The sequence below is a fragment of the Andreesenia angusta genome, from assembly GCF_001855385.1.
Taxonomy (GTDB): Bacteria; Bacillota; Clostridia; order Tissierellales; family Gottschalkiaceae; genus Andreesenia; species Andreesenia angusta.
Genome location: NZ_MKIE01000029.1, coordinates 1 through 2,286, shown reverse-complemented (window position 1 = coordinate 2,286; position 2,286 = coordinate 1). Strand labels below are relative to the sequence as shown.

Sequence of the window (2,286 nt, the reverse complement as noted above, 5' to 3'; positions counted from 1 at the left end):
CCCCAGACCCCACCCCCTTTTCGAACCCCTGAAACACTGTCGCTTACGCTCTAGCGGTGTGCACCATCACTGGAGAAGGGGAAAACCAGGGGCATCAGCTCGGCACTGGCAAAAGTGGCACTTCACTTTCTAAGGTTTTGCCGTGCCGGGGCTCAAGTTGGGGGCAACTCCAACCATCCACCACCGTTTCCCCGCCTCTCGCTTCGGCGCCTTCGCTTTCGGATCAGACTCCCCACCCTGACATCATGCAGCCGTACTCTCGCACCGCTGCGACGCTCCAGAGGGCTCTGGAGCTAAGGCAAGGCCCCAGCATGTAGAAACATCCATACAGGGGCCTCAAGGCGTCCTGTAGTGCCCTAGAAATGCACCGGGCACCACAGGCAGACAACTAGTCGGTACCAAAGTGGTAGATTTGAAATTGGAAGTGGCGAAAGCTCAGGCATTCCCTCCTTCGCTATTCGCCTTATGGGTAAAGCGCGGAGGTGCATCCGCCCATTCCCCACCAGAAAGGCGGTCGTGCAGACTGCGCACCACCGCCGGCAATACGGGGCGACGGATTTCCGCTTTTCGCGGAACTAGCCGCCCCTAAAGACACTGCGCCAGCAGCCGCAACATCTGTCGCGCTTCGGGTGATATTCCCCAGGGGGAATCTTCCCTTGCGCTCCGGCCACGCTCGACTTCGCACCTAAGCTCAGCCTCGCTCTACCGCTTCCGCGGTCAACAGAGGTAGACGGTGGGATCAGCCCCCGCTGTATTCAAATAAAAGCGCATTTAAAGGGGTAAACTTTTGACGTGCCAGTTCAGGAAGGTTCGGAGCTCACGCAATGGCTATTTCAAGCGAATGGTGCCGAAAAATGCTTAAATTACATGCCGGTTTACCGACATATCGAGGTAAACTTTAGGTAAACCATTTAAATTTCAACGGTTTACCGACTTTGAATTACATAAAATATAGGTTTACTATTTAAAATACAGGTATACAGTGGTATAATGGTTATAAGGAAAAGTTTACTTTTGATGGTTTTTTAAAAGGGAGCGATGGAAATGGACGAAGAAATGTCGACTTACGCTGTGAAAATGGATGCAGAGGCCAAAGAAGAGCTGAAGCAAATGATAGAGAGCTATGAAGGTGGAACTGCCGGAGACTTTATGCAGGTGCTTATAGAGACCTACAAGGCAAGCAAGCTTACGGGAAGCGCGGCGGATGTGAAAGCGGATCTGGCGGAGCTGAACAAACTGACCGGCAGGATGTACAGCATATACTCGAATATGGTAGAGAGAAGCGAAGTGGCGGGCGAGAGTTTAAGGACACAGGCTGCCGTGGCCATAAAGGAAAGGGAGTCCAAACTTGAAGCGCTTGAAAGCGAAGTTAGAGCTCTTAAGGAAGACAAGAAAACAGCAGACAGTATTATAGACGACTACAGGGTGAAGACGGAGAAATTGAGGGATGAAGTAGTAAAGACAAAGCAGGACACGGAGAGCGACAGAAAGCTTATAGCCAAGCTGGAGGAAGAGACGTCCGAGCTTGCAGAGCTTAAGCAATCAAAGAAGGCGCTGGAGAATCAGCTGAAAGAAGCGGAGTCCAAGCTTAGAGCTGAGAGCGACAAGTGCGGAGCCCTTGAAAACCAGCTAAAAGAGCAGGAAGAAGAGATAGAGAAGCTGGAGGATATGGCTGTTCAGGCCATGGACGAAAGCAAGAAAGCATCAGAGAAGGCAAGAGAGGAAGCTGAGGCCGAAGTCGAAAGGCTGAAAGCTACTATGGAGCTTGAAAAACAGAAAGAGCTACTGGCACTTGCAGGTGAGCATCAGAAAGAGGTCCAAAAGATACAGGAGAAGAGGATAGCTGAAATAGATAGCCAGAGAGAGAAGTATATGGCAAAGCTGGAGACTTTGGAGGCTGCGAACAAGGAGCTTGAGAAAAAGCTGGTTGAAGTGAAATAGCAGGATTAAATGCAAAGATATCGGATATATATTTACTGATCAAACAAAGCAATACAATACTTGAAGAAAGAAGGGTCCCAATGTGGTCCCTTCTTTCTTTTAGTTTACCGAAAGTTTACCAGTTTATTTAGTGATAAACTTAGTATATATTAATGGTTTACCTGATGTTTACTTATATGGTTTTCAGGGATGATCTGAAGTTGTCAGAAGAGTATACTAAGCTTATCTAAGACAGAACATAATCATGCTTGAATATATGCGCAATATTGTGTATAATATAGTTGTGAGGAGGGTGAACTTATGCCTATGAGCTCAAAAGAAATGATTAAGCTGCTCAAGGCGAAC

The 2,286-nt window shown here is 48.2% G+C and carries 1 protein-coding gene; it reads left to right on the top strand.

Going from position 1 to position 2,286, the window contains the following annotated elements; translation table 11 throughout:
• The first annotated feature begins 1,044 nt into the window (after positions 1-1,044).
• A complete protein-coding gene (locus EUAN_RS12030; protein ID WP_071064837.1) occupies positions 1,045-1,941 on the top strand; it encodes a hypothetical protein in 897 nt (298 codons plus the stop codon).
• Positions 1,942-2,286: the final 345 nt, after the last annotated feature.